23 protein-coding genes are annotated in these 24650 nt (G+C 41.6%); 10 read left to right on the top strand and 13 right to left on the bottom strand.

From position 1 onward, the window contains the following. Positions 1-184 precede the first annotated feature (184 nt). Together atpD and atpC are read left to right on the top strand one after the other, a co-directional pair. Complete coding sequence (atpD, locus tag AHMF7605_RS12655) at positions 185-1690, top strand: F0F1 ATP synthase subunit beta (RefSeq protein ID WP_106929863.1); 1506 nt, start codon at positions 185-187, stop codon at positions 1688-1690. 85 nt (positions 1691-1775) lie between these two features. Next, positions 1776-2021 (top strand): ATP synthase F1 subunit epsilon, encoded by a 246-nt coding sequence (gene atpC, locus AHMF7605_RS12650; RefSeq protein ID WP_106929861.1) that lies wholly within the window; start codon positions 1776-1778, stop codon positions 2019-2021. Positions 2022-2238: 217 nt separating this feature from the next. Here the strand turns inward: atpC and rplS are convergent, their stop codons facing one another. The 6 genes from rplS to AHMF7605_RS12620 form a co-directional block, all read right to left on the bottom strand. Then, positions 2239-2604, bottom strand: coding sequence for a 50S ribosomal protein L19 (rplS, locus tag AHMF7605_RS12645; RefSeq protein WP_106929859.1), 366 nt, complete (start codon positions 2602-2604; stop codon positions 2239-2241). A 211-nt stretch (positions 2605-2815) separates the two neighbouring features. Next, positions 2816-3490 (bottom strand): tRNA (guanosine(37)-N1)-methyltransferase TrmD, encoded by a 675-nt coding sequence (gene trmD / locus AHMF7605_RS12640; RefSeq protein WP_106929857.1) that lies wholly within the window; start codon positions 3488-3490, stop codon positions 2816-2818. After that, a complete protein-coding gene (gene rimM, locus AHMF7605_RS12635) occupies positions 3480-4049 on the bottom strand; it encodes a ribosome maturation factor RimM (RefSeq protein ID WP_106929855.1) in 570 nt (189 codons plus the stop codon). Before rimM ends, trmD begins: the two co-directional genes overlap by 11 nt. 12 nt (positions 4050-4061) lie before the next feature. Continuing rightward, the gene (locus AHMF7605_RS12630; protein ID WP_106929853.1) at positions 4062-4586 is read right to left on the bottom strand and encodes a 30S ribosomal protein S16; all 525 of its coding nucleotides are present in this window, start codon (positions 4584-4586) and stop codon (positions 4062-4064) included. A 120-nt stretch (positions 4587-4706) separates the two neighbouring features. After that, positions 4707-5435 carry a GNAT family N-acetyltransferase gene (locus tag AHMF7605_RS12625; protein WP_106929851.1) on the bottom strand — a complete coding sequence of 243 codons (729 nt, stop codon included), beginning with the start codon at positions 5433-5435 and terminating at the stop codon, positions 4707-4709. Between the two features lie 3 nt (positions 5436-5438). Further along, complete coding sequence (locus tag AHMF7605_RS12620; protein ID WP_106929849.1) at positions 5439-6389, bottom strand: glycosyltransferase family 2 protein; 951 nt, start codon at positions 6387-6389, stop codon at positions 5439-5441. Between the two features lie 229 nt (positions 6390-6618). On the opposite strand from AHMF7605_RS12620, the gene rffA reads away from it, so the two are divergent. Continuing rightward, entirely contained in the window at positions 6619-7758 is a 1140-nt protein-coding gene (gene rffA, locus AHMF7605_RS12615; protein ID WP_106929847.1) for a dTDP-4-amino-4,6-dideoxygalactose transaminase, read from the top strand. Between the two features lie 26 nt (positions 7759-7784). Here the strand turns inward: rffA and AHMF7605_RS12610 are convergent, their stop codons facing one another. The 5 genes from AHMF7605_RS12610 to AHMF7605_RS12590 form a co-directional block, all read right to left on the bottom strand. Further along, the gene (locus AHMF7605_RS12610) at positions 7785-9281 is read right to left on the bottom strand and encodes a hypothetical protein (RefSeq protein ID WP_106929845.1); all 1497 of its coding nucleotides are present in this window, start codon (positions 9279-9281) and stop codon (positions 7785-7787) included. Between the two features lie 119 nt (positions 9282-9400). Next, positions 9401-10135 (bottom strand): acyl-CoA desaturase, encoded by a 735-nt coding sequence (locus AHMF7605_RS12605; RefSeq protein WP_106929843.1) that lies wholly within the window; start codon positions 10133-10135, stop codon positions 9401-9403. 152 nt (positions 10136-10287) lie between these two features. After that, positions 10288-11013: an RluA family pseudouridine synthase gene (locus AHMF7605_RS12600; protein ID WP_233219029.1), complete on the bottom strand. Its 726-nt coding sequence runs from the start codon at positions 11011-11013 to the stop codon at positions 10288-10290. 89 nt (positions 11014-11102) lie between these two features. Beyond that, positions 11103-11921 carry a 3-methyl-2-oxobutanoate hydroxymethyltransferase gene (gene panB / locus AHMF7605_RS12595; RefSeq protein ID WP_106929841.1) on the bottom strand — a complete coding sequence of 273 codons (819 nt, stop codon included), beginning with the start codon at positions 11919-11921 and terminating at the stop codon, positions 11103-11105. Positions 11922-12110: 189 nt separating this feature from the next. Beyond that, positions 12111-14750 (bottom strand): putative LPS assembly protein LptD, encoded by a 2640-nt coding sequence (locus AHMF7605_RS12590; protein ID WP_106929839.1) that lies wholly within the window; start codon positions 14748-14750, stop codon positions 12111-12113. An 85-nt stretch (positions 14751-14835) separates the two neighbouring features. Here AHMF7605_RS12590 and AHMF7605_RS12585 point away from each other — a divergent pair, with 85 nt between their 5' ends. The 4 genes from AHMF7605_RS12585 to AHMF7605_RS12570 all read left to right on the top strand — a co-directional run bounded on the left by AHMF7605_RS12585 (position 14836) and on the right by AHMF7605_RS12570 (position 19589). Next, positions 14836-15618, top strand: a complete 783-nt coding sequence (locus tag AHMF7605_RS12585) for an N-acetylmuramoyl-L-alanine amidase family protein (protein ID WP_106929837.1) — start codon at positions 14836-14838, stop codon at positions 15616-15618. Between the two features lie 20 nt (positions 15619-15638). Then, complete coding sequence (locus AHMF7605_RS12580) at positions 15639-16652, top strand: MlaD family protein (protein WP_106929835.1); 1014 nt, start codon at positions 15639-15641, stop codon at positions 16650-16652. A 143-nt stretch (positions 16653-16795) separates the two neighbouring features. Then, a complete protein-coding gene (locus tag AHMF7605_RS12575) occupies positions 16796-18430 on the top strand; it encodes an acyl-CoA carboxylase subunit beta (protein ID WP_106929833.1) in 1635 nt (544 codons plus the stop codon). A gap of 241 nt (positions 18431-18671) precedes the next feature. After that, complete coding sequence (locus tag AHMF7605_RS12570) at positions 18672-19589, top strand: transglutaminase-like domain-containing protein (RefSeq protein WP_106929832.1); 918 nt, start codon at positions 18672-18674, stop codon at positions 19587-19589. Between the two features lie 105 nt (positions 19590-19694). Here AHMF7605_RS12570 and hemE read toward each other — a convergent pair whose 3' ends face one another. Both hemE and AHMF7605_RS12560 read right to left on the bottom strand, forming a co-directional pair. After that, positions 19695-20750: a uroporphyrinogen decarboxylase gene (gene hemE / locus AHMF7605_RS12565; RefSeq protein ID WP_106929830.1), complete on the bottom strand. Its 1056-nt coding sequence runs from the start codon at positions 20748-20750 to the stop codon at positions 19695-19697. A 294-nt stretch (positions 20751-21044) separates the two neighbouring features. Continuing rightward, positions 21045-21662: a MarC family protein gene (locus AHMF7605_RS12560; RefSeq protein WP_106929828.1), complete on the bottom strand. Its 618-nt coding sequence runs from the start codon at positions 21660-21662 to the stop codon at positions 21045-21047. Positions 21663-21889: 227 nt separating this feature from the next. On the opposite strand from AHMF7605_RS12560, the gene AHMF7605_RS12555 reads away from it, so the two are divergent. From AHMF7605_RS12555 to AHMF7605_RS12545, 3 genes are read left to right on the top strand one after another with little or no spacing between them, the layout of a single operon-like run. Further along, a complete protein-coding gene (locus AHMF7605_RS12555) occupies positions 21890-23020 on the top strand; it encodes a 5-(carboxyamino)imidazole ribonucleotide synthase (RefSeq protein ID WP_106933449.1) in 1131 nt (376 codons plus the stop codon). Next, positions 23017-23550 (top strand): 5-(carboxyamino)imidazole ribonucleotide mutase, encoded by a 534-nt coding sequence (purE, locus tag AHMF7605_RS12550; RefSeq protein WP_106929826.1) that lies wholly within the window; start codon positions 23017-23019, stop codon positions 23548-23550. Before AHMF7605_RS12555 ends, purE begins: the two co-directional genes overlap by 4 nt. Beyond that, a complete protein-coding gene (locus AHMF7605_RS12545) occupies positions 23543-24631 on the top strand; it encodes an acyltransferase family protein (protein ID WP_106929824.1) in 1089 nt (362 codons plus the stop codon). Before purE ends, AHMF7605_RS12545 begins: the two co-directional genes overlap by 8 nt. Positions 24632-24650: the final 19 nt, after the last annotated feature.

Here is a 24650-nt window from a genome sequence, read left to right as displayed (position 1 = left end):
ATTTACTTGTTTTATTTACTAAGTGTCTATTAATGAGATGTGCTTTTGGTAAGAAAGGTTAATAAAAATCGAAAAATTGTCCTCGAAACTTTTCAAATAGAGTAATTTGAATTAAAAGAAATAAGCATTAGTTTTGCACCTTGAAAACAGAACTATCTGATTCTATCTATCTTAATTTATACAAATGGCAAATATTGGCAGAATTACCCAGGTTATCGGTCCGGTAGTGGACGTTAGCTTCTCGGGTGAAAACTCTAAACTACCAAATATCCTGGACGCGCTGGAGGTAACAAAAGCCAACGGCCAGAAAATTGTGCTTGAATGTCAGCAGCATTTGGGCGAAGATCGCATTCGGACCATTGCCATGGATTCTACCGAAGGCCTTACCCGGGGAGCCGAAGTAATGGACATGGGTTCTCCTATTAAAATGCCAACCGGCGATGGTATTAAAGGTCGGTTGTTTAACGTTGTAGGCGAAGCCATTGACGGTATTGCTCAGCCAACTAGCGCGGGCGGTTTATCTATCCATAGAGGTGCGCCACGCTTCGAAGATTTAGCTACTTCCTCGGAAGTATTGTATACCGGTATTAAAGTAATTGATTTACTCGAGCCTTACGTTAAAGGCGGTAAAATTGGTCTCTTTGGGGGGGCTGGAGTGGGTAAAACCGTATTAATTATGGAACTGGTAAACAACATTGCGAAGGCTTACGGTGGTTTATCGGTGTTTGCCGGAGTAGGGGAACGTACCCGCGAAGGAAACGATTTGTTGCGCGAATTCTTAGAATCGGACGTAATTAAATACGGCGAAGAATTTAAACATTCAATGGAAAGCGGCGGATGGGATTTGAGTAAAGTAGATGACGAAGCATTAAAAGATTCTAAAGCAACCTTGGTGTTTGGCCAGATGAACGAACCACCGGGGGCCCGTGCTCGCGTAGCTTTATCTGGATTAACTGTTGCCGAAAGCTTCCGCGATGGCGATGGTACCGGTCAAGGTCGGGATATTCTGTTCTTTATCGATAATATTTTCCGCTTTACCCAGGCTGGTTCTGAAGTATCGGCTCTTTTAGGCCGGATGCCATCGGCAGTAGGTTATCAGCCTACCTTGGCTACCGAAATGGGAGCCATGCAGGAGCGGATTACTTCAACTAAACGCGGTTCTATTACTTCGGTTCAAGCGGTTTACGTACCTGCCGACGATTTAACTGATCCGGCACCAGCTACTACGTTTGCCCACTTAGATGCTACTACCGTACTTTCCCGTAAAATTTCGGAATTAGGTATTTACCCGGCGGTGGATCCGTTGGATTCTACGTCGCGGATCTTAAATGCGCAAACCTTAGGCGACGAGCATTACAACACCGCCCAGCGGGTGAAAGAAATTTTGCAGCGTTACAAAGAGCTCCAAGATATAATTGCTATTCTGGGGATGGATGAATTATCCGACGAAGATAAACTAATTGTGCATCGTGCGCGACGGGTGCAGCGTTTTTTGTCGCAGCCGTTCCACGTGGCCGAACAATTTACCGGTTTAAAAGGAGTTCTGGTTGATATTAAAGATACTATTAGAGGTTTTAATGAAATTATGGATGGTAAGTACGACCACTTACCGGAAGTAGCTTTTAACCTGGTTGGATCTATTGAAGACGCAATTGCCAAAGGCGAACGTTTAATGGCTGAAGCAAAGTAATTTAGTTGTTGGTTGTTAGTTATTTTTTGTTCGATACAGTAGCGATTAATCAACAACCAACAACCAATAACCAATAACTAAAAATATGTATTTAGAAATTATTACTCCTGATAAAAAAGTATTTGAAGGCGAAGTAGCGGGAGCGAAGTTTCCGGGTACTCAGGGTTCTTTTGAAGTGCTTAACAATCACGCCCCTATTATAAGTACCCTGGAGAATGGTGAAATTCGGGTTACTACATCGGCCGGTCAGCAATTCTTTCAGGTAGACGGTGGAGTGGTTGAAGTGTTGAATAACAAAATTATAGTATTAGCCGAATCTATAACCGCCTAATCTAAGTTAATCGGGTTACGCTTTTTTTGCCTTTACTTGGCTCTATCAAATGTCCTAAGAAACACAAGGAACAATTAAGATAAAGAGTTATTTCCTTATCGTACCTAGCAACCATAATTAGGTATAAAAAACGAAAGCTCTGATTTATTACAAATCAGAGCTTTCCGTTTTTATTAATTAGAAATTAACTTATTAAGTAAGTCAACAGAATTTTAAATTAAGCGGTTTTATAACGACGTTCTTTGATTCTGGAAGCTTTACCAGAAAGACCACGCAGATAATATAAGCGGGCTCTTCTTACTTTACCCCGACGAATAACTTCAATTTTTTCGATGTTGGGCGATAATAACGGGAAGATACGCTCCAGACCAATTTGGTTAGAAACTTTACGAACCGTAAAGGTTTCACCGTTTGTATTCGAGTTTTTGCGCTGGATAACTACTCCCTGAAACTGCTGGATCCGCTCTTTATTACCTTCCCGGATTTTTACGTGAATATTTATGGTATCACCAGCTGCGAAATCAGGAATACCCGCCCGCTTTTCATTGTATTCTTGTTGAATGAGATCTAATAATTGGCTCATGGCTCTTATAATGGATTATAAAGTATCTTCAAAATTCGGACTGCAAAGATAGAAAAAAAATTTAAATAAAAAAATAGTCAATAGACCATAGTCTAGCGTCGACAGGAAGATCATTGAAAAATTGATTCTTATTTTTAAAGGAGAATATGTCCATTACTCTTTTTCTCTTACAAAAATTATAAACAGTGGATTATCAACTATGGACTATTGACTAATGCAGCAAATCCGGACGGCGTTGTTTGGTGCGGTCTATTGCTTGTTCAAAGCGCCACTGGTCAATTTTGGGAGTATCACCAGAAAGCAGAATTTCGGGTACTGTCCAGCCATTATAGTTGGCAGGACGGGTATAAACTGGCGGAGCTAATAAACCATCCTGAAAAGAATCAGTTAAAGCAGAAGACTCATCGTTTAAAACACCCGGTAAAATACGGATAATGGCATCCGTTAAAACTGCCGCTCCTAATTCACCGCCCGAAAGTACATAATCCCCAATACTAATTTCGTGCGTAACAAAATGCTCGCGAACTCTTTCGTCAACGCCCTTATAATGGCCGCATAAAATAATCACGTTTTGTAGCAAGGAGAAGCGATTTACTTTATTCTGGTTCAGGGTTTCCCCGTCCGGAGTCATGTAAATAACGGCATCATAGGAACGTTGCGCTTTTAATTGCGCCAGGCATTTATCAATGGGCTCAATCATCATTACCATACCTGCTCCGCCCCCAAAGGCATAATCATCAATTTGGCCGTGCTTGTTTATGGCAAATTGGCGCAAATCGTGGATGTGTACTTCTACTAAACCTTTTTGTTGGGCACGTTTTAAAATAGAATGATTAAAGGGGCTTTCCAGTAAATCGGGCTGGCAACTGATAATATCAAACCGCATCGTCGTTGCGTTCTTCTTCGTCGGGATTACTGGGTTGCATGTAAACATCTACCAGTCCTTCGGGCAGGTTCACGTATAAGGTTTGGGTAGTTTTATCCGCCCGAAGAATAATTTCGTCCTGCATGGGAATCAACACTTCGGCACCTTGGTAATCCATGGCCATTAAATCTTGGTGGGGCAGTTCAAACAATTCTTTTACTAATCCTAATTTTCCTAAGGTTTCGTCGACGATGGTGTAGCCAATTAAATCATGGTAGTAAAACTGGTCTTCATCGAGTTCCGGTAAAGAATCAAGGGGGAGGTACAAGGAAAGACCTTTTAGTTTTTCTGCTTGCTCTATTGTGTCGGTGTCTTCAAATTTAATTAGAAAACGCCCTTTAGCCTGGGAATCAATAGACTGAATAAAAAAAGGAACCAGCTTTCCGCTAATAAGCAAGAAAACTGATTCCAATTCTTCGTAATCTTCCGGGTAATCTACATCAAAAAATGCTACTACCTGGCCTTTGATACCATGCGTCCGGACGATGTAACCTAACTGGTAACAGGCATCAATATTCATGGTAAAAAATAATTAAGCTTGTTCCTCGGTAGCAGGAGTTTCTTCAGCTGGAGCAGCTGGTTCAGCAGCCTTAGCAGCATCAGATGCCCGTTTACGGAGCGCTTCGGCCCGAGCTTCGTTAATTTTGCGTTCGTTTTCTAAAGCTGCTTTAGCCGCATCCGATTTCTTCTGGCTAAGCGTATCGCGTTTGCCTTGAATCTTGGCTTCTTTCTCATCTTTCCAGGTTTGGAATTTAGAGTCGGCTTGCTCTTGTGTTATGGCGCCTTTCGCAACACCAATTTGTAAATGTTTTTTGAACAATACTCCCGTGTACGACAGCATGGCTTTAACCGTATCGGTAGGTTGTGCCCCGTTCATTACCCAAGTAAAAGCCTTGTCCTGATCGAATTTGATCGAAGCTGGATTCGTGTTGGGATTGTAAGTGCCTAATTTTTCAATAAATTTACCATCACGTGGTGATCGGGAGTCAGCTACAACGATATCGTACATTGCAGCTTTTTTGCGGCCTCTCCGGGCCAGTCTGATTTTAACAGGCATAATATAACTAACGTTTGTTAAGCGACGGAACCCGTCCGTCTTTTTTGAGTTTGCAAAGATAAGTAAATTTTCTTATAAAGCAGGAGCAAGAGACGATAATTATTGTATTTCTATGGTAAGTTACAGCCAGAAATGATAAATATTTTCTGTGTTTTGAATAAGGAAGCCATTCTTTTTATAAAAATTAAATGCTGGTCGATTTTTCTGCTGCGTGCTAACCAGTACTTGTACATATCCCCATTCATAAAATCTTTGCAGGCTAGCCGCTATTAACTGAGAACCAATACCCATTCGGCGGGTCTGCTCTGCAACAGCAAACAGGCCAATCTGACCCACTTTATTTTTATCCGTTAAAGAAATAAAGCCAGCTATTGCCTCCTTTTGGCGATAAATGAATACTTCCCGGGCTGACTCTTTATTTAGTGAATTTTTCAGCCAGGCGGTATATAGTTTCTCAAATTCTTGATCTTTGAAATTTGAATCGCGCTTAAAACGGGAATAAGTACCACTTTGAAAAGCCAGGCTTAGCAATTCAGCGGAGGGTTCTGTTCTGGTATAAGACTCTATGGGTAAGGTAATAATTCGATTGCTTAATAAAGTAGGGGAGAGTTGCGTGGCGAAAGTAACTTTTTCGTCGACTAATAATCCGCCCGCTTGTTCAGCAAAAATTTTTAAAAAAATATTCTCTGGTTTTACCGACCAATAAACTAAGTGATAATCATTTTCTTTTAAATAAGCTAAAAGTTTGGTGATAGTCGCCGGACTGATATTAGTAGCGGTAATGCGAGCTACTTTGTAACCAAAAATAGATGTATCCCAGGCTAAATGCTCGTAGGGTTTATCTTCCATTAGCTATAATCCGGGCTCAAAATTTACTTTTTCTTCAATCCGATATAAAGGCTGTTTTTTTGTTCCGGTAGTAATTTTGGCCAGATAAAGCCCCATTATTCCTGGTAAAAACAAGACGAAGCCTGCCCAAAAACCAATGGAAACAAAATTAAAAATGGCACCTAAGGTAGTTAAGGAGTTGAATGGGATAAAAATAAAATACAGGAGAGTAGTAGAAACAGCCACAAGTGCTAGGATAGTACCCAATCGGATGGTTAACTTCAAGAGTTTGGAAGAATAAGAAGATAATACTTTGAACGCTAGTTTCAGTTTTTTAACCAAGCTGTAGGAACTGCTTCCAAGAGGGCGTTTCTGGTGCTCCGTTGCTAAAATAGCTCGCTCTATCTTTGCTTTTTGTACCATCAACGGAAAATAATGCATGCTTTCGGGCATTTGGCAGATGGTTGTAATTACCTCGCGGTGGTAAAGCCCGAAATTGCCAATGCGGCTATCAAATGTAGTACCTGTTAAATAAGATAATATTCGGTTAAAAATTTGCGAAAGAAAGATTATTAGCGAATTGTGCTTTTTGTTATTTCGTTGAGCCAGCACAATTTTATAGCCTTCCTGAGCTTTTTGGAACATTCGCGGAAATTCAAGGGGGTTATCCTGCAAATCACAATCCATAACCACTACCCATTTACCGGTACTATATTTTAAACCAGCCATTATAGCTTGGTGCTGACCAAAATTCCGGCTTAATTTGATGCCCTTTACTCGTGGTAGCCGGTGGGCATTTTGTTCAATTTTAGTCCAGGCTGCATCGGGGCTACCATCATCCACTAAAATAATTTCGTACGAAGAAGTGATTGTCTGGAGAACCTGACTAATGTTAGCTACCAATAAATCCACTAAGTTTGCTGCCCCGTATACTGGACTTACCACAGAAATAAAAGGAGAGGTGGACTCAGACATGGGAAAAAAACTTTTCACCAAAGTTAGTTAAAATTTGTAGGATTGTAAAAAGGTGGAAGCTAGTTGCAGAATTCCATTGTAAAGCATTCTAAACCTATGAGTAGTGATTTTTTAATAGTAATACAAGTTTTCAATTACCATATATTAGAACCATGGTTTTTACTTTTATAATCCCTTATAGTTCTAAACCTGCCCGCAGTCAGTCTTTTTCGCAAATCAGCCGCCTACCATGATTCCGTTTAATAAACCATTTCTGACGGGACAGGAAACTGAATACATAAAGCAGGCTGTAGCTTCGGGCAAAATTTCCGGAAATGGTATTTTTACGCAACGATGCCAATCATTTTTTGAAGAACGCTATGGTTTCAAGAAGACACTCCTGACCTCGTCTGGGACAGATGCCTTAGAAATGGCGGCTCTACTTTTGAATATTAATCCCGGAGACGAAGTAATTGTACCGGCTTATACCTTTGTTTCTACGGCTAATGCTTTTGTACTGCGGGGAGCTAAAGTTGTGTTCGCGGATAGTAGTGCCCACCATCCTAACCTGAATGCCAACCTTCTGGAAAGTTTGATTACGCCGCGCACCAAAGTGATTGTGGTGGTTCATTACGCGGGTGTAGCCTGTGATATGCCGCAAATTATGGCCATTGCCGATAAATATAACTTGTTTGTAGTAGAAGATGCCGCTCATGCTCTGGATAGTTATTATATTGGACCCGATCGTACGAAAAAGCCTTTAGGTAGTTTAGGACATTTGGCGGCATTTAGTTTTCATGAAACAAAAAATATTATTGCCGGCGAAGGCGGAATGCTGGTAATAAACGAGGAACAATTTATTAATCGGGCCGAAATAATTTGGGAGAAGGGTACTAACCGGGCTGCTTTTTTTCGGGGCGAAATGAATAAATACGAATGGGTGGATGTGGGGTCTTCTTTCCTGCCTTCGGAAATAACAGCCGCCTTTTTATGGGCGCAGTTAGAAAATTTAGATGGTATTCAAAAGCGCCGCAAAGCTATTTGGGGCATTTACCAGGATTGCCTGAAAGATATTGCTCAGTCAGGTAAGCTGCAATTGCCTTTTATTCCGGAATCGGCCACGAACAACGGCTTTATGTATTACGTGTTATGCCAGAATACAGAACAGCGGACGAATATTATCCGGCACCTAGGTCAAAAAAATATTTTAGCCGTTTTTCATTATTTAGCTTTACATAAAAGTCCTTTTTTTCGCGAAAAGCACGATGGGAGGGAGCTTCCTTACGCTGACTTATATACCGATACTCTCTTGCGATTACCTTTTTATTATGAACTGCGCGATGAAGAAATTGAATGCATCTGTCATCAGATCAAGCAGGTTTTGGCATAGAGTTTTAAATTTTAACTTAATAAAAGTCAAGGAATCCGCAAGAGCCGTAATTGAATAGAGTCCTGGGCAACCTGTTGCTGCGATTGCAATGCCTGTTGGTAGGAAAAGCCAGTAAATTCGCATTGATCTAAATACAAAAACGGGGAAATTAAACTCGGTTCCGGCCAACTAGCCAAAGGCGGAGTAACTTCTAGGTTTTTAAATTTACGAATATTGGCGGCTAAGTAATAATCATCGAGCAATACGTAACGGTAACCTTTAACTTTTAAGCTGTTTAATTGCGTTTCATCAAAAACCGGAGTTATTTCCAGGTTTGCCGTTTGGGCATAGGGAGTAATACCTAAACCTACTGTGGTTGCTATTTTGGTGATTTTTCGGTTCTGTAGATAGGCTACTACCTGCGGATAGTTAGTGTGGGCGTAAGCATAAAACTCTCGTTGTAACACAAAGCTTTGATAAATGAAACTTAAAACCAGGATGCTAAAAGTTAATTTTCGGGAACGTACCGTTTGCGCGCAACTTATAAGCGTAATGGTATAGAGTAGGGTATAAACTAAAAATAAACCCCGGGGTGCTTTTTGTAACACGTGCATACCGGCTAGATACAGGTAAATCAGCAGGAACAGATACCGGTAAATATTTATTTCTTTGTTTTGCTTAATTTCGAAAATCTGCCTTCTAAAAAGCAAAGGAAATAACACTAATCCAACCAATAATAAAGGCGATTCGAAACGAAGAAAATACCGCCCATAATAGAATACATCAAAGTTAAAGAAACCAAGTCGGGAGCCGGGGGTAGGAACCTTAAAATTGTAAAATAGATTGGCATATGCCGCCGGGAAACGGTAAAAAGGCAAACCTACTAAGAATGCTACTAAGCCGTAAACCAAGAAAGGCAAAAGTAGAATAAGTATGCTATAAATAATCCGCCGGCTGTTTATTACTTTATCGGGATGCAGTAATTCCAATAGCAAAGCAACGGGAAAAAGAAGTAAAAACTTATAATTAATTGTAAGCCCAAAGGCCACAAGGGCTATTACCCGATAAAAAGCCTTACGGCTTTGCTCCGTAAAGCGTTGGTAATACAGAGGTAATAAAAGCGCGAAAAAAAACAAACTTGGTGCTTCTATGGTAAAATACCGGCTATTAGCAGTTAAATAACCCGATAAACCGGCGAACAGTATTAGCAAAAAAGTATTAAGAATGGACAAGGAAAATTGCCGTTCAATAAACTTAACTGTAAGTAGAATGCCTAAAACATTAAACAAGCAGTTAAGTAAAATGTAAAAATGAAAATCCTTACTAACAGGCGTGAAAGCTGCGTAAAATAAAAAGAAAGAAGGGCTGGCGTGCTGAAATAAATGCTGATAATTACCTTGGCTTATTTCCTGTATTATTTGCCAATTGTGAGCAGAATCATAATCGAAGAAACCAGTTTGCCAGATTAAATGGGTGTGAAGAAGAAAAATCAGCGGACCAGCCGTAAGGTAACTAATAGCAGAAAATAAATTGGTTTGAGGCACCCTTTACTAAATTTTAAATAAAAGTAATGGATATTTTTACTTGCTACGGAAATAATCAGAAATAAAAAAGTCTCTCTACAAAACGCAGAGAGACTTGAATTATAAAAGTTGAATTTTAATTATGCCCGAACCTTTTTCAAGCGAATAATCCGCAACTTGTCTAAGGCCCAGATAACCGGATAAGTAGGATCAATCTCCCACCATTTTACCCCAAAGTTAACGCGGTTTGGCAATTTATGATGATTATTCTGAAACAATTCACCGCCGGTTAAAAAGTCGAAGAACAGTGAATTACGGGATTTGTCGTTATTATCAAAGTTTTGGTAACCATATTTGTGGCCGCTCCAGTTAACAATAGCTCCGTGAATAGGACCCATTAAAAAATGCAAAGGTAATAACAAGTACATCCACCACTGGGTAGCAAAGGCAATGTAAAATAATACGTAAAAAGTGCCCCAACCAATCCGCGAAAAATAGGTGTCACCCAATTTTTCTATGGCGTTCCATAAGGGATAACTGCCTTCAAAGCGGGCTTCTGCTTCCACCCGTTTGTGCAACACGTTATTATAAATGTTTTTGGTTTTCCACATCATTGTAAAGGCATTATTCGAAAAATGCGGCGAGTGGGGGTCTTTATCGGTATCGGAAAAGGCATGGTGCATGCGGTGTAAAATAGCATAAGCACGCGGCGATAAAAAAGAAGAACCTTGCGCCAAGTAGGTAAGGAAGAAAAAGAATTTTTCCCAGAACCGGTTCATTGTAAACATTTTATGCGCTGCGTAACGATGCAGGTAAAAAGTTTGAACAAATAAGGATAAATACCAGTGCGCAACAAAAAATATAAGGATGGGCATGTTAAATTAAAGGATGATATAGGGGTAAAACAATAATAGTTAGGTTAAGTTTTAAACAGTTCTGGGACTATTAAGTTCACAAAGCTACAACACCGAAAATTAATTTTTAAAATTTTAATAGAAAATTGTGTATTAAATGATTAAAATCATAATTAGGATAGCGCATCTGGCAATACCTTTTTAAATAAACTCCAGGGGGGAATTTCGGGTGGTAAAGCTCGCACAAACATCTTTTCCTGGCGGATAGGATGAATAAATTCCAGGCTATAGGCGTGCAGGCAAATACTTTTATCGGGCAGCAGAGCCGGAGCGCCATATTTTACATCACCCACTATCGGGCTTTTTTGGGTAGCTAGCTGCACTCTTATTTGGTGGGGCCGACCCGTTATTGGGTTTACTTGCAGCCAATAATAATCTTGCGTTTGGGCAATTACCCGATAACTTAACTCAGCCCGTAAGCTCTTGGGTACTTCTTTCGTGTGGGCTTTAGAAATATTACGGTTTTCGTCTTTGGTTAGCCAATGGATTAAGCGAGCCTGCTCCAATATGGGCTGGCGAGCAGTTATAGCTAAATAAGTTTTTTGAATTTTGTTACTTCGGAACATTTCATTCAATCGGGTTAAGGCTTTAGATGTTTTGGCTAATAGAACCACCCCACTTACTGGCCGGTCGAGGCGGTGTACCACCCCAGCAAACACGTTACCCGTTTTCTGGTATTTTTCTTTTAAATAATGTTTTACGAGTTCCGATAAAGGAACATCACCGGTTTCGTCACCTTGTACTAATAGACCAGCCGGCTTGTTTACTACAATTATATGATTGTCTTCGTACACTACTAACCGCCCAAAATCCGTCATGATTATTAGTCCGTAAGCCATACTCGATAGACCATGGAATTTATTGTTGAACTGTTAAATGGAGGATAATTGTATAAAATTAAACCAACTTTCTAACTTGTAACCTGCAACTAATACGCTTCCTCCGAGGTAGGGAAATCCCGGGATTTTACGTCGTGAATGTAATTACGGACGGCTTTGGTCATGATATCGTGGAGATCGGCGTAGCGGCGGAGAAATCGGGGTTTAAATTCCTTGGTAATACCTAATAAATCGTGGGAGACCAGTACCTGACCATCTACGTGGGGACCAGCTCCAATTCCAATTACCGGAATTCGTAAACCTTCGGCTACTTTGCGGGCCAGTTCCGAAGGTATTTTTTCGAGTACCAGCGCAAAACATCCTATTTCCTCAAGCAGTAAGGCATCTTCTAATAACTTATTTGCTTCTTGTTCTTCTTTTGCCCTAACGGTGTACGTACCAAATTTATAAATCGATTGCGGTGTTAAACCCAGATGTCCCATTACCGGTACGCCGGCGCTTAAAATCCGCACTACTGATTCCTTTATTTCACCGCCGCCTTCTACCTTGATGCCATGCGCGCCGGATTCCTTCATGATGCGGATAGCGGAACGCAATGCCTCCGACGAATTACCTTGATAAGAGCCAAACGGTAAATCAACGACCACAAATGCCCGTTTCACTCCGCGAACTACCGAAGAAGCGTGATAAATCATCTGGTCTAAAGTAATGGGCAAAGTAGTAGTATGGCCAGCCATTACGTTAGAAGCCGAATCCCCGACCAGCAAGACGTCAATGCCGGCCCCGTCCAAAATAGTAGCCATCGAAAAGTCGTAAGCCGTAAGCATCGATATCTTTTCGCCGCGCTCCTTCATGGCTTGCAACTGGTGCGTGGTAATTAATTTAACTTCTTTTTTATGAACGGACATGAGTAGGGAAATTAGAAATAATGAATTAGAATTTTCCTTAAAAAAAGAATTGTTTTAAAGTATGTTTCTTACGCATTCTACCGTAAAATGTAAGCAGAATAAAAACGCCTCTCCTATAGATAGTAAAAGAGGCGTAATATTAAGTCTTAATTTCTAATTATTAATTTCTAATTCATAATTCCTGCCCTTCTAGCGCCAATTAATGCCCCGGTTACGGCTCAGTTTTAAATCGCGCAGAATAGAAGAACGGGCGTTAATATTAATGGAGTAAGATTGATATTGACCAAATGGCACCCACGAAATGCTCATTTCCCAGCAATGCAAGTCGCGGTAAATATTTAAGCTGGTATAGGTCATTTGTTTAAACTGAAAATCGTAACCACTGCTGTACGTAATTTTCCATTTTTCCGTCAAATTAACCGATCCATCTACTTGCAGCGATTTAGAAATCTGATCTTTAATGCTAGGCTGAGGATTATTAAAATAAGAACCCGTAAAAGTTAAGCTTAAGGTCCAGGGAATTTTAAAATCAACGTACTCCGCTACCAGGTTCTGATTTGTTTCCAGCGATGGTGAGTTGGTACGGGGAGCTTCTTTCGACTGTTGTTGTTTATTTAGTGCTTCCGGGTTCAACTCCAACGACATGTTTAAGTTGGCATTAACCAGACGCGCCAATTTACCTTCGCTTAAACTGTATTTATTTATTCGCCGACCCGTGGTAGTAATTTGGTATGGATCAAATACAGCATTCGAGAACAGGTTTAATTTTTTAAATAACAAAGTCCGGAACTGAATATTAATGTTTTGCAAGGCAAACGAATCGGCCGCGAAATTATAACCGGAAGTAAGTCCCAGGTTATCAATTAAACTAACTTTCTCGAAGGTGCTGGCGGTATCCGATTTACTTTTTACCTTCATTTCCACGTTGTTCGTTAAGCTAAAGTTCATGTTACTTTGCCTTAACGTAGTGGGAGCGCCATAAAGATTACGGTAAATAGGTAAATAATAAATTGGAATATTATTTTCGATATCCGGCCGACCCACCTGTATAGCCTGAGTATATTTATTTGAGAAATCCGGATTATACGAATAACTGATGTTAGGCGTCATTAAATGACGGATCGCCTCTATTTTTTTTCCTTTAATAATGTACGTACCGTAAATACGCGTACTCATGCTGGCACTGGCCGAATAAGAATATGCCCGGTAAAAACCTTTGGTAGTATCTATTTTTACGGCGTTTAAATCTTTAACGTAGTTGTAATTAAATTTCTTGAAAAACCAAGTTTCATTATAGCTCAAACCAGGTGATAGCTGAAAATACTTAAATACCCGGATACTATTCATGGATATGGGTAACGAATGCTGAATGCCATAATCGGCGTTGGCCAGAATACGACGGAAATTTTTCCCGTTTAGCTTTAAGATAGTATCGGAAGGAATACCTCCCACCAAATTAGAAGCCCCGCTGAGCGAACTACGATTCAACTGCGTGGAAATTAAGTTGCGCACATTACCGCTGTAGCTAATGGCTATATCATCAAACCAAGTACCGGTCCCTGTTTCCTTAAACCACCGGAGCGGAGTTTGGCGGTTTACGGTAAAACTAGCATCTGGCAAGGTAAAATTATGCACTCCCGTGGATGTATTCATGTTGTGCAAGGCAGAAGTTGTAAAAGTAACGGGCGAGGTAGGTTTCGCAAATTGGTACTGTACACTGGAGCTAAATGTGTTATTGAGGGCTAAAGCCGGATTATCGTACCGGTTTTGGCGGTTGTAAAACTGCGTACCGGCATTTACACTCGCCGACCATTTGCCCCCGGGCCGCAAAGTAGTGGGCGTGTGACTGGCGCTAATCCAGAAAGATTTAGGTTCTACCCGGTTAAAGTTGCCGGGGCCAAGGGTCGCTTCATTAGCCGCGGTAGTAGGGTTTTTATTAGCGCTAAAGCTCATGCTGACGTTGCCGCGGTATCTATAACGCTTCAGGTACATCGATTGTAACTGGGCGCCGTAACTTCCCAGCGAGTAAATATCGCCGGTTAAACGCATGTCAATGTTTTCGTTTAAAACAAAATAGTAACCCCCATTGCGCAGGTAAAAGCCGCGTTGCCGCGCTTCGCCGAAAGTAGGAATAATTAAACCCGAACTTCGCTTTTTAGGCGTCGGGAAATAACCAAATAAAAACCCTAACGGAGTAGGAATATCTCCGAAAACCAAGTTAAAAGGTCCGGTAAAAATCTTTTTGCCCGGAATAGCTTTCATCTTACTGGAATTAATGTAAAAATGCGGGTGCGGTAAATCGCAGGTAGTGTACTTGGAATTTATACCATACATGGCATCACCTTGGGTCTTTTTTACTACTTCGGCGTGCAGAAAGCCTTCGCCTTGCCGAGTAACTACATTGCGGATTTTACCTTTTTTAGTTTTAAAATTATAGGTAATCTGTTCGGCCTCATACGCTTCGGCATCATCTTTAAAAACCGGTGTCCCCATTGCTTTACCCGTAGAGTCCTTGGTGCCAATAGCATTTACTAAGTTGGTTTTGTAGTCCAGTTGGGTGGTATGCGCCTTTAACGACATGGTGCCATATTCAATATTGGCATCGTTGTACATATTAACCAACTTGTTTTGTACGTTTAAAACGATAGAGTCCTTAGCGGTATATTTAATGGTAGTAGTAATATCGCCTTTAATGGAATCTTGTTTTATAGAAGCTGTATCAATAGTAATTTCCGGGGTTTGAGGTGTGGTTGTCCGGCTCGGCGTTTGTTGCGCCCAGGCGCTCACCCACCCGGTTAAAGAAACCAGTAAGATTAAGAATAGCCGCAAAATGTGTGGGAAACGATTCAGAATTAACTATCTTTTTATATATTTTTGTAAAGGTAATATCATTAGCTTTAATGTAACGTAAGTCGTGAGAAATATTGTTTTGTTTTTGCTGCCCGCTCTTATTTTTGTTTTTTCCGGATTTAGTACCAATGCTCCCCGCCGCGATAACCGAGTGCGTACCGTAGTAATCGATGCCGGCCACGGTGCCCACGATAATGGGTGTAGCGGCCGCTTTTCGAAAGAAAAAGACGTAGCCTTAAAAGTGGCCCTGGAATTGGGGGACCAAATTGAAGAAAACTTGCCGGACGTAAAAGTAGTGTATACCCGTAAGTCTAATGTGTTTGTAGAACTAATAGATCGTGCCGGCATTGCAAACAAAAACAACGCCGACCTGTTTATATCTATCCATTGTAACTCCGGGCCTGCGGTGGCTTATGGTACCGAAACCTTTACCATGGGACTGCATACTTCCGAAGCCAATTTAAAAGTAGCGAAACGCGAAAATTCAGTTATTTTAAAAGAAGAAGGCTACCAAGAAAATTACGACGGTTTTGATCCGAATTCGCCGCAAAGCCATATTTTATTGTCGCTGCGCCAAAGCGCTTACATGGATAACAGCTTGCGTTTTGCTCAAAAAGTAGAACACCAGTTTGTAAATAAAGTAAGCCGGAAAAGCCGGGGGGTAAAGCAAGCCGGGCTTATTGTCCTCTGGAAATCGGCTATGCCTAGCGTATTAATAGAGACCGGGTTCTTAACCAATCCGGCGGAAGAAAAATATCTGAACGATAAATTGGGGCAATCGTATATTGCATCAGGCATATACCGGGCTTTTAAAGAATACAAACAAGAGCTCGAAGCCATGAACTAATTCAAACTAATCTACACTGCGTGAAATTCTCGAAAGAAATAAAAGTAGGCTTATTGGCCGTTGTTGCCATTGTAATGCTGTATTTTGGGTATACCTTTTTGCGAGGAACCGACTTTTTCTCGTCTAACACCACCTATTACGTTGAATATGACACCGTTGACGGCTTAAACATTTCCGCGCCGATTGTATTAAACGGGGTTAAAATAGGTACCGTAAAGGATATGTATATTCTGAAAGATAAGAATAACAAAATCCGGGTAACTCTGGCGGTGGATGATGATATAACCGTAGGCGATTCGACTATTGCCAGTTTATCGAACAGCGACTTATTGGGCGGAAAAGCGATTACTTTCTTTCTGCGGCCTAATACCAAAAAGTTTACCGGCGGCGAAACCCTAACCCCCTTCGTAGAAAAAAGTATTACCGATATGCTGACGGCGAAAGCTATGCCGGTATTGGGTACCATTGATTCTACCTTACTTAAATTAAATGCTTTTTTTGGGGAAGATGCTAAACGCAGCATTCAGGCCACTATTTTAAATACCCAGGCTACTACCGAAGCAGTTAAGAATTTGATGGTAGCTAACCAACGCAATATTAATCGTATTACTTCTAACGTAGCCGATTTAACCTCTTCTCTTAAAACCACGGAGCAAAAATTCAGTCAATTAGCCACTAACTTAAGCCAGATAACGGATACCTTAAAAAGAGCTCCTATTAATACTACCGTGCGGCAATTAAACGCCACGGTGGCAGAAGCTCAGTCTATGATTAAAAAGTTTAACCAGGATAGCGGTACGTTAGGTAAAATAATGAACGACGATTCCTTGTACCGGAACATGAATGCTTCTACTGAAAGCTTAAATGCTTTGCTGCAAGATCTCAAGGCCAATCCAAAACGATACGTGCATTTCTCGTTAATTGGTGGCGGTACCAAAGTAAAACAAGCGGATAATGTAAAATCGGCGGATAAAGTACGCAATGCTACCACCGTAGAAAATACGGGCGTAGTAGGCGAAGTAAATAAAAAGTAAAAATTTGTAAGTTGTAAGTTTTACGTCTAACAATTTTAGGATAGAAAATCTTTATAATACTTATTTTACCTGCAACTTGTAACCCATAACCTTAAACTTAGAAATCCGCTCTTCAGGCGGATTTTTTATATCCTTCCAAATCTATGGAGCGTGATATTGACTTTCATAAAAACGAAGATGTTTTAAAACAGCAGGTGTACCAGCTGAAAAACCGGCTGAAAAAAGTATATCTGGGTGGCGGTGCCAGCCGCCAGGAGGCACAAAGAGACAAAGGCAAACTTACGGCCCGCGAAAGGGTAAAGTACTTGTTGGATGAGGAGACGGAGTTTGTTGAAATAGGAGCTCTGGCCGGAGAAGATATGTACCTGGAGCAAGGTGGTTGCCCTAGCGCGGGCGTAGTGGTAATACTAGGTTACGTAAAAGGTCGGCAGTGCGTAGTAGTAGCCAACGATGCTACCGTTAAAGCCGGGGCCTGGTTCCCGATTACCGCCAAGAAAAATTTGCGCGCCCAGGAAATAGCCATGGAAAACAAGCTGCCCATTATTTACTTGGTAGATAGTGCCGGCGTTTATTTACCCATGCAGGACGAGATATTTCCGGATAAAGAACATTTTGGTCGTATTTTCCGGAACAATGCGGTCATGTCGGCCATGGGAATTATTCAGATTTCGGCCATTATGGGTAGCTGCGTGGCGGGCGGCGCTTATCTGCCGATTATGTCCGACGAAGCCATGATTGTGGATCAGACGGGTTCCATTTTTTTAGCCGGTTCGTACCTGGTAAAAGCGGCGATTGGCGAAACAGTAGATAACGAAACTTTAGGCGGAGCTACCACGCACACCGAAATTTCCGGGGTAACCGATTATAAGTTTCAGTCGGACCAGGAATGCCTGGAGGCTATCCGCAATATTTTAGATAAAATTGGCGATTCTCCCAAAGCCGGATTTAACCGCGCCGCACCCGCTTCGCCAAAATTAGACGCAGCCGAAATATACGGTTTGCTTCCCGCCGATCGCGTAAAGCCTTACGACATGCTAGAGATAATCCGGCGATTAGTAGATAACTCGGATTTTGAACCTTATAAAGAATTATACGGCCAGACGTTAATCTGTGGTTTGGCCCGGATAGATGGTTGGGCTGTGGGTATTGTAGCGAATCAGCGTAAAATTGTAAAGTCTAAAAAAGGCGAAATGCAGATGGGGGGTGTTATTTACTCCGACTCAGCGGACAAAGCGGCTCGCTTTATTATGAATTGTAACCAGAAAAAAATACCCTTGGTGTTTCTGCAGGATGTTTCCGGGTTTATGGTGGGCAGCAAAGCCGAGCATGGCGGCATTATTAAAGATGGCGCTAAAATGGTGAACGCCATGGCTAATTCGGTAGTACCTAAGTTTACCTTTATTATTGGCAATTCTTATGGGGCAGGTAATTACGCTATGTGCGGCAAAGCGTATGATCCGCGGCTGATTTTTGCCTGGCCTACTGCCCAAATTGCAGTTATGAGCGGGGCTGCCGCGGCTAATACCTTGTTGCAAATTCAGGTAGCTTCTTTAAAAAGCAAAGGAGAAACAATTACCCCCGCCGCGGAAAAAGAATTATTAGAGAAAATTACCTCTAGTTATAACGAGCAACTATCGCCATATTATGCGGCGGGCCGATTATGGGTGGATGGTATTATCGACCCTTTGGAAACCCGGCGGGTAATTTCGATGGGAATTGCGGCCGCTAACCAGGCTCCTATCGAAAAGCCTTTTAACGTGGGCATTATTCAAACCTGAAAATCTAACTTAAAAATTTGGAATTCTAACTTTTTAAGTTATCCTAACGTGTTTATTATTAGTTGTTTGTAACTGTTCAATTATTTTTACTTCAAATAATTGAAATCAAGTTTTAAAGACAGCAACAAAAAGGAAACATAACGTTTAATTAAATTTGTTAAGACGAATTAAGAATTAGAAAACGGGATACATTTCATTTCTAATTTCTAACTCATAATTTCCAATTCATATTTTACAAAGCGTGACAAATCAAGAAATAAAAGCCTTAATATCATTACTCGACGATGAGGATCAGGAAATATCGGAACACGTAGAAGATAAAATTGTGTCGCTGGGTGAACCTGTAATTCCTTTTCTGGAAGAGCACTGGGAAGAAAGTATTAACCCCGATGTGCAGAAACGGATTGAAGATTTGATTCATAAACTACAGTATGAATCAGTTTATAATAGGCTGGCTAACTGGAAAAAAACCGGAGCGCAAAGTTTAATTGAAGGGATGTGGCTGGTGAATACCTATCAATACCCGGATGCCGATCTGGCAACCATTAATAAAACCCTGGATCAAATTTATTACGAAGCCTGGCTGCACATTAAACCGGATATGCACCCTTACGATCAAATCAAGGCGCTCAATCATGTTTTATTCCGGTTATATAAGTTTTCGGCAAATACTAAAAATTTCCATTCGCCGGCTAATTCCATGTTGCACCTGGCTCTGGAAACCCAACGCGGCAATCCTTTAACGTTATGCGTTATTTATTTAACCATTGCGCAAAAGCTGGGTATGCCGGTATACGGGGTAAATTTGCCCAATTTATTTATTCTCACCTATAAAAAGGAAGGATACCAGTTTTACATTAATGTGTATAACCGGGGGCTTATTCTGTCGAAAGCCGATATCGATTCGTATATTCTGCAGCTAAATTTACATCCGGTGGATATTTTTTATGAGCCTTGCTCTAACCTGGATATTATAAAAAGAGCGCTGCGGAATTTAGCGGTTTCGTTTGAAAAATTAAACGAACCGGAAAAAGCTACCGAAGTAAATAAACTACTCGAGGCTATTGCCGACGATGCCGGTATTACCATTCCGAAGCAGCCCGGAGAGGAAGACAACGAAGAGAATCCGGATACGGAAGAAGAGGATGATTCTGTTTAAAAGATTAACTCACTAAATAAAAGAGCCGCTCCCAAGAGCGGCTCTTTTGTTTACAGGATTTTATGGTTTTGTTGCAATAATCTTCCTCGTACTAAGCCTAAATACTTAAGTTATAGTAACCGGTGCGTTAAATTTACTAGTATATTCTTTTACCGTTTCTACAAAGCATTTCACTTTTTCGGGGTCGGTATCCGGATAAACGCCGTGGCCCAGGTTAGCAATATGGCGGGTCGGACCAAAGGCTTGCAGCATGGCTATGGTTTCCTGACGAATGCTGTCGAAGGAACCGTATAAAGCACAAGGATCTAAATTGCCTTGCAGCGTTTTATTATTGCCAATAGTAGCACGAGCATCGGCAATGTTACTGTTCCAATCCAGACCAATGGTGTGGCAGTTTAACTGGGCAAAATCTCCTAAAGCAAAAAAAGCACCTTTGGCAAAAACAGTAATAGGTACCGTTGTTATGGCTTCGCAAATCCGGGCAATATATCTCGTCGAAAATTCGCGGTAGTGCGCTGGTGGTAAAATTCCCGCCCAGGAGTCGAAAATCTGCAGCATGGCTGCTCCGGCCTCTACCTGGGCTTGTAAATAATTAATGGTTACCGTCGTAATTTTATCGAGTAAAGTATGCGCCATTTCCGGCGAAGTATACAGGAGTTTGCGGGCTTTAGAAAACGTTTTCGACCCACTGCCTTCTACCATGTAAGCCAAAATGGTCCAGGGAGCCCCGGCAAAACCAATAATGGGTACCCGGCCATTTAATGCCCGCTTGGTTATCCGGATGGCTTCGTATACGTAATGCAATTGGTAATGCGCTTCGTTTACGCGTAGTTGTTTAACATCGTCCGGCGTCTGGATGGTTTTGGGGAAGATGGGGCCGCGTTGTTCCAGCATTTCGTACATACAGCCCATGGCTTCGGGTACTACCAGTATATCCGAAAAAATGATGGCGGCATCTACTCCCAGAATATCAACCGGTTGGATGGTTACTTCGGAAGCTAACTCCGGGGTTTCTACTAATTCTTTAAATCCGCTTACACTATTCCGAACGGCGCGGTATTCCGGTAAAATCCGCCCGGCCTGCCGCATGAGCCAAACGGGGGTTCGCTCGGTAGGTTCGCCGGTTGCGGCCCGTAATATCAAATCATTCTTTAACTCCATGCGGCAAAGGTAATACAATTAGTCCATAGTCGACAGTCCATAGTCCACGGTTAATAGTTTTTAGTTAATGGTCCGAGGATAATAGTTCATGGTTCATGAATAAGGGCTATCAGATTATTAAAAACAAACTGCAAAATCTGTTTTTAGTTGTTTAATAAGATAATTTAGCCTTTTCGGGTGAGTATTTTCTATATATCCGTTCTCTTTTAAACACTGTGAATTACCTATTGTCTTGCAACGATCACCTATGAACTGAAAACCATCTACTGTGGTCTGTGAACCGTGGACTATGGACTATTTAAACAAGGCAATGAGGGCCGAGGTAATAAAATTAACGCCGAGCGAAAGCACAATAAAACCCATAATTTTAGATAAAGCTTCGAGGCCGGCTTTCCCCATTACTTTTATCAGCGTAGGAGAAAATATTAAAATGTAGTAAGTAGGAATAGCTAATAAAATTATAGCAAGAATAATTAATCCCATGTCCAGGTACGAAAGCGATTTGGTAAATAATCCAATACTCACAGCAATGGCTCCTGGTCCCGAGAGCATCGGCATCGCCAGCGGGGTAAAGGAAATATCCGGTTTGGCAATGCTTTCCTCTACCGCATCTTTCGAAACTTTACGACCTGCATCGGATTTGGTCGTTAATAAATCGGCTCCGGCTTTTAAAATCATAATGCCGCCGGCAATGCGCAAATCGTGAATACGTAAACCAAAAAAGTTAAGAATATACTGACCCGCCAGAAAAAAAACGGTTAAAATGCCAATCATGTAAAAGCAAGCTTTTAGGGCTTGCTGCCGACGTCGGGCCGGGGTATCGTCTTGGGTAAGCGTGAGGAAAACCGGCATTGCTCCAAAAGGGTTTACCACGGAAAATAAAGCAGAAAAAGTAGCCAGTAAAATTTCCATTGGCGGCAGTAAGTTTAAGTTCCAGTAGCAATAGTATTACTTATTTGGCACATACGGGTGTTTTGCCCGCTAGTTTTTTATTCTTACCTGCCGGATAAAAAGAGTTTCTAAAGCCACCGGGAACCAAAAGGAAATGCAAATTAAATTTACGGCTGATTATGGCATCCTCGGCAACTTAATTAAATTGCTTACTTTTGCCTGATACAGGTAATAATGATAAAATTAGCATGCACGGAGAAACCAGACTCGGTATTTTGGGCGGCGGACAACTAGGCCGCATGTTGTTACAAGCCGGGATTGATTTAAATTTATACACGTTAATATTAGATCCGGATCCGGAAGCACCCTGCAAATCGTTGTGTAATGAATTTCACGTGGGTAGCTTCGCGGATTATAATACTGTTTATACTTTCGGAAAAAAATGCGATGTGGTTACCATTGAAATTGAGCACGTAAATACCGAGGCTCTGCTTCGTTTAAAGCAAGAAGGAGTACGGGTGTTTCCGGAACCGGAAGTAATTAAAATTATTCAGGATAAAGGTTTACAAAAGGAGTTTTACCGGCAACATGGCATCCCCACCGCTGCATTCCGTTTATTACAGAATAAAATGGAATTACCGGAGCACGAAGATTTTCTCCCGGCTTTTCAGAAATTGCGGACTTTGGGGTACGACGGCCGCGGGGTAACCAGAATTGCCAGCTCCGCCGATTTTGCCAAAGGATTTGAAGCGCCTTCGGTACTGGAAAAACTGGTGGATTACGAAAAAGAACTAGCGGTGCTGGTAGCCCGTAATGAAAAAGGGGAAGTAAGTTGCTTTCCGGTGGTAGAATTGGTTTTTCATCCGGTTCATAACCTAGTAGATTATTTATTTGCTCCGGCTAATATTTCCGCCGAAATAAGCCAACAGGCCCAGGAAATTGCCGAGCAGGTAATTCAGGCCTTTAACATGACAGGCTTACTCGCCGTAGAAATGTTTCTGACCAAAGACGGCCAGATTTTGGTAAATGAAGCAGCGCCCCGGCCGCATAATAGCGGGCATCATACCTTTAAAGCTAATTTAACGTCGCAGTTTGAGCAGCATTTACGGGCTATTTTAAATTTACCTTTAGGCAATCCGCAAGAACACAGTGCGGCGGTAATGCTTAATTTACTCGGGGAACCCGGCTTTTCCGGGGAGGCGAAATACGAAGGTTTGCAGGAAACTTTGGCTGTTCCGGGCGTAAGCATTCATTTATACGGAAAAAAAATTACCCGTCCGGCCCGCAAAATGGGGCACGTTACCATTACTGCTGGCACGGTAGCGGAGGCTACCCAAAAAGCAACTAGTATTAAAGAAGTGATAAAAGTAAAAGCATGACCGAGGTATCCGGAAATAGCCAAACAACTCCCTTAGTAGGCATTATTATGGGAAGTCAGTCTGATTTAAAAGTTATGGAATTAGCGGCTGAAATATTAGAGCAAATGGGAGTCCCGTTTGAACTAACCATTGTATCGGCGCACCGCACTCCCCACCGTATGGTAGAATACGCCGAAAATGCCCGTAAAAGAGGTTTGCGGGTAATTATAGCTGGTGCGGGTGGCGCTGCGCATTTGCCCGGCATGGTAGCCGCTTTAACTACCATTCCCGTAATCGGAGTACCCATAAAATCAACTAATTCAATAGACGGCTGGGATTCTATGTTATCTATCCTGCAAATGCCCAGTGGAATTCCGGTGGCAACGGTAGCCTTAAACGGGGCTCAAAATGCCGGCTTATTGGCGGCGCAAATTTTAGGAACGTATAATGCCGCTATTGCCGACCGGTTAGAAAAACACCGGAATTCCTTGCGCGAAAAAGTAATGCGCTCCGTTCAGGAACTCCGCCGCGGCGACCGCGACGATGATTAAACCTTTGCCGGTGCCGCCTACCTCCACGTATTTTCCTGCTTTAACGGGTCTACGCATGGTGGCGGCTTCCCTGGTTTTTTTGTATCATTTTCAAGATAAACTTTCGCCGGGTCTGGCGGAACTGCTCGCGCCTTTTTTAGCCAACTTGCATACTGGGGTAAGCCTTTTCTTTGTCCTCAGCGGCTTCCTGATTGCTCATCGCTATCAACAAACTTCCTTTCCTACCATCCAAATTTATGGAGCGTATTTAACAATACGGTTACTACGTTTGTGGCCGGTTTACGGACTAATTCTGGCCGTATTATACACACAATGGTTATTTACTGTTCCCGAATTTTTCTTGCATGTCAGCCTGCTCATGGGCTTTTTTAAGAAATTAAATTCTACCGGCGTAATGCAAGCTTGGTCGTTAACGGTAGAGCTTACTTTTTATGCTCTGGCCCCGCTGCTTTTTCAATTGGTCCGGAAATTTTCTTATCTACTTACTTTAGTTTTTACCTTTTCAGCGGGTTTACTTTTAACGGGCCTGGGTGTTATTTTAACTAAACTTGATGGGAATATTTTGGGCTTTATGCCGGATATTCTTTTTACGGCCTGGCAAACTTTTTTTGGGCGAGCGCCCGAGTTTTTTGCCGGGATGTACTTAGCTCAGGTTGTAAGGTTCAAAAAACACTTGCCATTTCCTTTACCATTTGGCTTGCCACTTACGTATGGAGGAATAGTTTTATTTGTGCTTAGTACTTGCCTATTATCATTAACTACCGGCATTCACAACTGGCCTGGTTTAGTATTGCATCATGCATTCATGCCTGTGAGCGGTTTTATTTGGTTAGCCGGCTTAATTCAGGAAAAAACTCTTGTGAGTAAAATTTTAAGCACCCGGTTATTTAAAGTATTAGGAAATGCCTCTTACGCCTTTTATCTGATTCATATTGGGTGGGTGCGCAACTGGCTCGAAATAAACTACACCCATTCTGCTTTGCTGCTTTTTGTAATTTTTTGGGCAATAGCCATCCTTATTTATTATTTATTCGAAAAACCTATTTACCAACGAGTAAAGAGCCGATTCCGGGTTAGTTGATTTTAAGGTCTAAGATTTA

Source organism: Adhaeribacter arboris (genome assembly GCF_003023845.1).
GTDB classification, from domain to species: Bacteria; Bacteroidota; Bacteroidia; order Cytophagales; family Hymenobacteraceae; genus Adhaeribacter; species Adhaeribacter arboris.
This window is presented reverse-complemented; position numbering and strand designations above follow the sequence as displayed.

What these genes read in the sequence shown, in the direction of transcription:
- atpD (WP_106929863.1), top strand. Translation starts at nt 185, where the DNA reads ATGGCAAATATTGGCAGAATTACCCAGGTTATCGGTCCGGTAGTGGAC.
- atpC (WP_106929861.1), top strand. Translation starts at nt 1,776, where the DNA reads ATGTATTTAGAAATTATTACTCCTGATAAAAAAGTATTTGAAGGCGAA.
- rplS (WP_106929859.1), bottom strand. Translation starts at nt 2,604, where the DNA reads ATGAGCCAATTATTAGATCTCATTCAACAAGAATACAATGAAAAGCGG.
- trmD (WP_106929857.1), bottom strand. Translation starts at nt 3,490, where the DNA reads ATGCGGTTTGATATTATCAGTTGCCAGCCCGATTTACTGGAAAGCCCC.
- rimM (WP_106929855.1), bottom strand. Translation starts at nt 4,049, where the DNA reads ATGAATATTGATGCCTGTTACCAGTTAGGTTACATCGTCCGGACGCAT.
- AHMF7605_RS12630 (WP_106929853.1), bottom strand. Translation starts at nt 4,586, where the DNA reads ATGCCTGTTAAAATCAGACTGGCCCGGAGAGGCCGCAAAAAAGCTGCA.
- AHMF7605_RS12625 (WP_106929851.1), bottom strand. Translation starts at nt 5,435, where the DNA reads ATGGAAGATAAACCCTACGAGCATTTAGCCTGGGATACATCTATTTTT.
- AHMF7605_RS12620 (WP_106929849.1), bottom strand. Translation starts at nt 6,389, where the DNA reads ATGTCTGAGTCCACCTCTCCTTTTATTTCTGTGGTAAGTCCAGTATAC.
- rffA (WP_106929847.1), top strand. Translation starts at nt 6,619, where the DNA reads ATGATTCCGTTTAATAAACCATTTCTGACGGGACAGGAAACTGAATAC.
- AHMF7605_RS12605 (WP_106929843.1), bottom strand. Translation starts at nt 10,135, where the DNA reads ATGCCCATCCTTATATTTTTTGTTGCGCACTGGTATTTATCCTTATTT.
- AHMF7605_RS12600 (WP_233219029.1), bottom strand. Translation starts at nt 11,013, where the DNA reads ATGGCTTACGGACTAATAATCATGACGGATTTTGGGCGGTTAGTAGTG.
- panB (WP_106929841.1), bottom strand. Translation starts at nt 11,921, where the DNA reads ATGTCCGTTCATAAAAAAGAAGTTAAATTAATTACCACGCACCAGTTG.
- AHMF7605_RS12575 (WP_106929833.1), top strand. Translation starts at nt 16,796, where the DNA reads ATGGAGCGTGATATTGACTTTCATAAAAACGAAGATGTTTTAAAACAG.
- hemE (WP_106929830.1), bottom strand. Translation starts at nt 20,750, where the DNA reads ATGGAGTTAAAGAATGATTTGATATTACGGGCCGCAACCGGCGAACCT.
- AHMF7605_RS12560 (WP_106929828.1), bottom strand. Translation starts at nt 21,662, where the DNA reads ATGGAAATTTTACTGGCTACTTTTTCTGCTTTATTTTCCGTGGTAAAC.
- AHMF7605_RS12555 (WP_106933449.1), top strand. Translation starts at nt 21,890, where the DNA reads ATGCACGGAGAAACCAGACTCGGTATTTTGGGCGGCGGACAACTAGGC.
- purE (WP_106929826.1), top strand. Translation starts at nt 23,017, where the DNA reads ATGACCGAGGTATCCGGAAATAGCCAAACAACTCCCTTAGTAGGCATT.
- AHMF7605_RS12545 (WP_106929824.1), top strand. Translation starts at nt 23,543, where the DNA reads ATGATTAAACCTTTGCCGGTGCCGCCTACCTCCACGTATTTTCCTGCT.